The sequence below is a fragment of the Corynebacterium sp. genome, assembly GCF_052107835.1.
Taxonomy (GTDB): domain Bacteria; phylum Actinomycetota; class Actinomycetes; order Mycobacteriales; family Mycobacteriaceae; genus Corynebacterium.
Genome location: NZ_JBQEDF010000092.1, coordinates 1 through 6,525, shown reverse-complemented (window position 1 = coordinate 6,525; position 6,525 = coordinate 1). Strand labels below are relative to the sequence as shown.

6 protein-coding genes are annotated in these 6,525 nt (G+C 66.7%); 2 read left to right on the top strand and 4 right to left on the bottom strand.

Annotation, left to right across the window (positions count from 1 at the left end; all coding sequences use genetic code 11):
- The first annotated feature begins 199 nt into the window (after positions 1 to 199).
- Complete coding sequence (locus ACTIL2_RS14970; protein WP_442338274.1) at positions 200 to 850, top strand: DedA family protein; 651 nt, start codon at positions 200 to 202, stop codon at positions 848 to 850.
- A gap of 28 nt (positions 851 to 878) precedes the next feature.
- On the opposite strand, the gene ACTIL2_RS14965 is transcribed toward ACTIL2_RS14970, so the two are convergent.
- From ACTIL2_RS14965 to ACTIL2_RS14950, 4 genes are all read right to left on the bottom strand, one after another.
- A complete protein-coding gene (locus tag ACTIL2_RS14965) occupies positions 879 to 2,168 on the bottom strand; it encodes an oxygenase MpaB family protein (protein ID WP_442338273.1) in 1,290 nt (429 codons plus the stop codon).
- A gap of 129 nt (positions 2,169 to 2,297) precedes the next feature.
- Complete coding sequence (locus ACTIL2_RS14960; RefSeq protein WP_442338272.1) at positions 2,298 to 3,077, bottom strand: NAD(P)-binding domain-containing protein; 780 nt, start codon at positions 3,075 to 3,077, stop codon at positions 2,298 to 2,300.
- Positions 3,078 to 4,127, bottom strand: coding sequence for a YihY/virulence factor BrkB family protein (locus ACTIL2_RS14955; RefSeq protein ID WP_442338271.1), 1,050 nt, complete (start codon positions 4,125 to 4,127; stop codon positions 3,078 to 3,080). It abuts the gene before it with no gap.
- Between the two features lie 94 nt (positions 4,128 to 4,221).
- On the bottom strand, positions 4,222 to 5,652 hold the full coding sequence (locus ACTIL2_RS14950; protein ID WP_442338270.1) for a YeeE/YedE thiosulfate transporter family protein: 1,431 nt from the start codon (positions 5,650 to 5,652) through the stop codon (positions 4,222 to 4,224).
- A 99-nt stretch (positions 5,653 to 5,751) separates the two neighbouring features.
- On the opposite strand from ACTIL2_RS14950, the gene ACTIL2_RS14945 reads away from it, so the two are divergent.
- Complete coding sequence (locus ACTIL2_RS14945; RefSeq protein ID WP_442338269.1) at positions 5,752 to 6,426, top strand: hypothetical protein; 675 nt, start codon at positions 5,752 to 5,754, stop codon at positions 6,424 to 6,426.
- Positions 6,427 to 6,525: the final 99 nt, after the last annotated feature.

Sequence of the window (6,525 nt, the reverse complement as noted above, 5' to 3'; positions counted from 1 at the left end):
ATGGTGGCCTCCTGAACTGGTCAGGGGTGTTGCAACGACCACTAGAACCCAAGCGCGGGGGTGTGAAACTCTTTGCGCACCCGGGGGTTGGCGGGACCTCGGAGCGATTCCGCATTCCGTCCCGAGGAATCTCCCAGGTTCGTGGCATATGTTGGGGGCGTCCTTGTCGTCGCGTTCCCCCCGAAAGGCCTCTCCCACCATGTTCGACACCTTCGCCGACTGGACTGTCTCCCTGATGGAGGCCTTCGGCGGGATCGGGGTCGGCCTGGCGATCCTCGTCGAGACGGTGTTCCCTCCCATCCCCAGCGAACTCGTCCTGCCGATGGCAGGGTTCAGTTCCACCCAGGGCGAACTGAATGTGTGGGCCGCCGTCATCGGCGCCACAACAGGATCCATGCTCGGGGCGTGGCTGCTCTACTGGCTGGGGGCGGTGATCGGGGCGGACCGGCTGCGCAGGATCGCCGACCGCATCTGGCTCACCGAGGCCGGGGACGTGGACCGGGCGCTGAACTGGTTCGACAGGTACGGGGAGGTATCGATCCTGCTGGGACGCCTCATCCCGGGGATCCGCAGCCTGATCTCCATCCCTGCCGGTGTGCACCGGATGGGCCTGGTGAAGTTCTCCGCACTGACCCTGGTCGGGTCGGGGGCGTGGAACGGGGTGCTGATCTGGCTGGGCGTCCTGCTGGGGGACAACTGGACGGTCGTGTCGGACGTGATGGACCAGTACTCAACATGGATCTACGTCCTGCTGGTCCTGGCCGTGGTCGCGGTGGTCGCCTACCTGGTGGTCAGGGACCGCCGACGCAGGGCTGCACGGAATCCGGCCGACCGCACGGAGCACGGGTAGCCGGAGACGTGCCGCCGGGGACTACCGGCTACCCGGTCTTCTTCTGTGCCTCCAGCGCGGCCTCGTACGCCTTGGTGCTCTCGAGCGTCTCCTCGGTGTCCTCCTCCGAATCGGCGGCCCGGAACTCCAGGATCTGGTCAGTGTGGTTGTGGTCGTAGGCCTTCTGGGCGACGCCCTCCTCCTGACGCTTGCGCAGCAGCTCCTCCCGCTGCTCCAGCGGGGTGAGCGGGTTGCCGTACATCCGGCGTGCGACCTCCGGGGTGTACACCTTCGGGCTCCCGGCGGGAATGTCCATCACCAGCGGGGCCATGTAGCGCACCGCCCGCGGGCAGATGCGGCCGAGCAGCCAGAGGAACAGCCTCGGGTTGGCGTCGAGCACCTTGTAAATGGGCTTCCACACCGCAATCGACAGCGAGTCCATCAGACGGGACTGCTTCACGCCCAGCATCGGACGCATCCAGCGCGGGTAGGTGGCGATGATGCTCTTGCGCAGCACGGGCCGGCCGACCTTGATGAACCACTTCGGAAGGTCCGGTTCGATGGTCTTGAAACCGTCGATGATGTGGTCGGTGTTGCGGATCGCCGCCTCGGAGGCGGAGAGCTTCGGACGCCAGTCATCGAAGTACTTCTGCACCTCACCGCGGGTCTTCGGGAGGTCCTCCAGGCGGATCGGCTGGAAGGAGCCGGCGATGCCCATCTGCTCCCAGTACTCGTTCTCCTCGTCGCGGCTGAGCTTGCCGGGGCCGAAGGTCTCGTAGATGTACAGCATGGAGTGCCAGGCGGTCACCAGGATCCACATCTGGGACTCGGGTTTGTTGGCCTCGTAGTCGTTGCCGGTGACCGGATTCTCACCGTAGGAGCGGTCGTGGACCTTCATGAGGATGTCGGACATGCGCGTCATCGTCTGGGCGTCCGAGGTCATCACCGCGGCGAAGTACTCCATGGTTCGGTCGTAGCGGACCGGGGTGCGCTTGTAGACCTGGCCGGAGTCATCCACCGCGGCAACCAGGTCGGGGTCGAGGTGCTCAATGGTGACCGCACGGGCGAACGCCTGCAGGGCGAACCCGGGGAAGCTCCAGACCTTCCAGGCGATGGAGTCGGGACCGAAGAACCCTTCGTCGGCACGGGTGACGCGGTCGTTCCTGCGGTCCCGCCGCATCTGCTTCCTGGTGCGGGGAGCCTTCGCGCCCTTCGACGTGGCCGTCTTCCCGGCCTTCGCTTTCTCAGTCTTCTCGGGGTTCGCGGTCGTTGCAGTTGCGGTTGAGTCCGTCAGCGCCTCGTCGAGCTCGCTGGCATTGCCGGTGAATGGGCACGACATGGTGTCCTCCGTCACATATCTGGTTCTGTAGTTACTACTCCAGAACCATAGACGAAACAAGACACAAGGGGAACCCATTTCGCCGAAAAAATATGGTGCGGATCACACAAGAGGGAAAAATGCTGTTCACTAGCCTTTCGCCCGGTCGTGCAACCCGTCCAGTTCACCACGCAGCACGTCGGTCGTGCGCTCGCCGAAGAACCCGAGGCGCAACTGCTCGTTGAGCCCACCCGGGGTCTCGTGCGATGCAATGACCCGCTCCATCGGCACGTCGAAGTCCTGCAGCGCCGGTGCGAGGGAAGCGATGATGCTGCGAGTGAAGGGCTCCACGACACCACGGGCGACCCCGTGGTCGGTGGCCCAGGAGACCAGCGTCTCCACGTACTGCAGCGCGCCGGTGCACGACCCCGTGACCGCTGTGATGACCGCCAACTGGGTCTCGTCCTCCACCACCAGCGTCCCCCCGAGCAGGTCGAAGAGCTCCACGGCGGCTGGCTCCCCGGGAATCACCGGGGTCATCCCGGCGCGCTGGGCGACCGGAGGCAGCGGGATCGCGCGGACCACGGGGACCTCGGCATCCACCGCCGCGCGCACCCTCTCCAACGGCACCCCGGCGAGCACACTGACCACCACCTGCCCGTCGTGGAACCCCACCCCGTCCAGCGCGTCCTCCAACTGGTCGGGACGCACCGCCACGACAACGACATCGCAGGACGCCGCGACCTCCGCGTTGGACGCGGCGACCGTCGCGTCCGGGTGGCGTTCCGCCAGCTCCGCGGACAACCGTGCTCCGCGCGGGGACAGGACGACAGTGCGACCTGGCGCGTCCTCCCCGTCCTGACCCTCGCGCAGCAATCCCTCAACCATGGCCGCGGCGATCTCCCCGACTCCGATGAACCCGTACTTCACTTACGTCTCCTCTTCCGTGTCCGGTGCCTCCGTATCCGGAGTGACAGCGGCGAAACGCACCGATCTGGCACGCTCCACGTCCAACGCCATCTGCTCCTCCAGCTTGTCACTGGCGGAGGTGTCACGCGCGTCGAGCTGCAGCGACTCCTCCGCGGGAAGGCCGGCGCGCAGCTGGCGGATGCGCTCCACCTCGCAGTCCAGCACGGCGCCGACCAGCAGCAGGATATTGATGATGTACACCCACAGCATCAGGACGATCACGCTCGCCAGTGCCCCGTAGGTGGCACCGAAGTTCGCGAAGTTGGACACGTAGAAGAAGAACACCAGCGTGGAGACCACCACACCGATAATCGCCGTCAGTGCCCCGACACTGAACCAGCGCATTCCCTGCGTCCGGATGTTCGGCGTGACCCGGTACAGCAGGCCGACCACCCCCACGACGACCAGGGCGATCACCACCCAGCGCGCGACGCCCCAGATGCCCAGGACGGTGTCCCCCAGTCCGACCAGCGACCCGAGCGTTTCGGCGACGGGGCCCGAGAGACCGAGGGCTATGACCCCCAATGCGGCCATGACCAGGAGGAAGACGGTGAGCAGGTACATCTGGAGGTTCTTCTTGATCGGCCCGCGCCCCTCCTCCACCCCGTAGATCGCGTTCATCGCCCGGCTGAAGGTGCGGACGTAGCCGGACGCAGTCCACAGTGTGATGACCAGGCCGATCCCCAGTCCGACCCCGGCGCCCTGGCTGGTCAGGACCTCCTCGACGATGGGGCCGATGGTCCCCCAGGCGTCATCCGGCGTGACGGCCTCGACCTCGTTGAGGGTGTCGGTGATGGACTCCTGGTCCTGGCCGAAGAGTCCGAGGATCGCCACCAGGGCGATCAGTGCGGGGAACAGCGCCAGCAGGGTGCGGAAGGTGAGGCTGGCGGCGAAGTCCATGCAGCCGTTGGCGGTGAACTGCCGGAAGGCCCTGGTCGGCAGGTAGCGCCAGAGCGCAGGAGCTTGGTCGTCGGCACCGGAGGAGCCGGAGGAGGGGGTGGTGTCAGCCATCAGCATCTCGGCGTTCCGGGGCTGAAGGCTGTCTACTCATGCCATGAACCTACCTGACCACCGCAGGGAGGTCAGAGTGGACCCGCCCCGCCGGCTACGAGCCGCGCTTGACCGAGATCACCCAGCCGGCGTCCCCCGTGGCCTCGAACTCGGTCACCTCGTGCCCGTCGGTCGCGGCCCAGCGGGGCAGGGCGTCGGTGGCCTGTGTGCAGTCGAACTCGATGACCAGCTCATCTCCGACGTCGATCCGCTTGATCGCGTTCTTCGCCTCGATGAGCGGGAACGGGCACACCGCGCCGAGGGTGTCCATCATCCAACGTCCGTCGCCGAGATTCACCAGGTCGCCCTTGTCACTGTCGACCGCCGTCGCGGTCAGCACCGGCGCGGTCATCACGCCGCCGAGGTTCAGGGAGGACGCTCCGGCGTCCGGCGTCCGGACCTGGGCGCTGTTCCCGGCGGTCCCTGCGGCTTCGTCGGTGCCCGGGACGTCCTGCGGGTTGTACGGCTCGTCCGGCTTGAGCCAGATCTTCGCCGCCAGGCCGACACCCAGCGCGATCGCGAGCAGGGCGATCCAGCCCTGGTAGCTGAACAGCGAGGTCTGGACCATGCCGTTGCCCACGGTGCAGCCGCCGGCCCACGCGGCGCCGACGCCCATCATCGTGCCGCCGGCGACGGAGCGCACGGCCTGGCGTCCGTCCGGAACACGCACGCGGAACTCGCCGGAGGCCTTCGCCGCGATGTACGAACCCACGAGGATGCCCAGGACCAGCAGCACACCCCAGTTCCAGTTGTCGCCGCTGCCGGTGGTGGTCCAGGTGGCGAGGTCGGCGGACGGGGTGGTGATGCCCAGGCCGGAGTTGCGTCCGGTGGCGGCGGACAGCGGCCAGGCGATCACGCCGATGACACCGATGATCGCGCCGGTGACGTAGAAGTGCCACGGCTTCTCGGTGAGCAGGTGCGCCAGGCCCGTCTTCTTCGGCGCCAGCTTCGCCGGGGTGGGGATGGCCCGGTCACGGAGGACGAAGTGGCGGACCATCACCACCGTGACCGCGACGATGCCGACGACGAAGAACCACGGGCTGATGCCGAGGGTCTCCGGGACGGTGGTGGCACCGACGGTGACGTTTCCGAGCCAGTCGTTCATGCCAGACAGTGGGCCGTAGTTCATCGCGGCGGCGCTCAGTGCGTACATCGCCAGCGCGATCCACGATCCGACCAGGCCCTCACCCGAGCGGTACCAGGTGCCGGACGCGCAGCCGCCGGCCAGGACGATACCCAGCCCGAAGACCACACCGCCGACGATGACGGCGAGCGGGGCGAAGTCACTGACCTCGGGGCTGATCACGCCAGTGCTGGTCAGGGCGGCGAGGCCGACGGCATGGACGGCGATGACCACCATCAGGGCGGTGAAGCCACGCCAGGTTTTCAGGGTGAAGATGTCGCGCAGGAAGCCGGTGACGCAGAACCGGCCCCTCTGCATGACGAAACCGAGGACGGCACCGACGGCCAGTCCGGTGATGAGCATGACGTTCTCCTGATAGCACTACTAGACAGATCAGTCTGTTTCCTCACGGAAGAGTACACCCACGCCCGTATCCGCACAAGGGCCCCTATACTTCTCCCCGTGCAGACCCGTGCCTTCACGTTCCACCGTCGCCGCAGTGAGTACCGCCTGTTCACCGACGGCATTGATCCCTCACGTCCTGTCGGGGCTGTCGTCCGGCTGCACGGCGACGGGGACGAGGAGTACCGGAATCCATCCGGCCTCCTGTCGTCGCTGGCGTCGGTGGCAGCGTCCCACAACATGGTCCTGGTGGCACCCCTGACACCGCACCGGTGGCGGGGTCGCACGTGGTGGCGCAGGCTCAACCCACATATCCGCTGGCTGGAAGCATTTGTTGTCCGGGAGGTACTGACAATCCCCGGTGTCGATCCACAACGGATCTGGTGGATGGGGTATTCCGGCGGCGCGGAGATGATCAGCTACGGCATCGTGCCGTCAGTTCAGGACCTGGTCACCGGTGGTGCACTGATGCTGGGTGGCGGTGGGGCACCGGATGCGCTGGACGCACCGTTGATGTTTCCCGGTCTACCTCTGACCTGGTCCGTGGGCTCCAGGGACAACGGGACAACCAGCGAGGACGGCTTCGACGCTCTCGCTGCGGCACGTGCTGGATCGGAGTGGTTCAGGCATGAGGGATTCACGAACGTGTCCCTCGACGTCCACCTCGGTTGTGACCACTACAACCTGCCGCAGCCACGGATCCTCGACGCGGCGCTGGGTGAGTACACGTCCTGAGCCGCCTCGTCCTGAGCCGCCCGGCGGTTGGCATCACGGATCCTGCCGAACCGTGGCAGCCGGCAGCGGATTCCGCGATGCTTCCCTACCCGCACCTAG

What these genes read in the sequence shown, in the direction of transcription:
- ACTIL2_RS14970 (WP_442338274.1), top strand. Translation starts at nt 200, where the DNA reads ATGTTCGACACCTTCGCCGACTGGACTGTCTCCCTGATGGAGGCCTTC.
- ACTIL2_RS14955 (WP_442338271.1), bottom strand. Translation starts at nt 4,127, where the DNA reads ATGGCTGACACCACCCCCTCCTCCGGCTCCTCCGGTGCCGACGACCAA.
- ACTIL2_RS14965 (WP_442338273.1), bottom strand. Translation starts at nt 2,168, where the DNA reads ATGTCGTGCCCATTCACCGGCAATGCCAGCGAGCTCGACGAGGCGCTG.
- ACTIL2_RS14950 (WP_442338270.1), bottom strand. Translation starts at nt 5,652, where the DNA reads ATGCTCATCACCGGACTGGCCGTCGGTGCCGTCCTCGGTTTCGTCATG.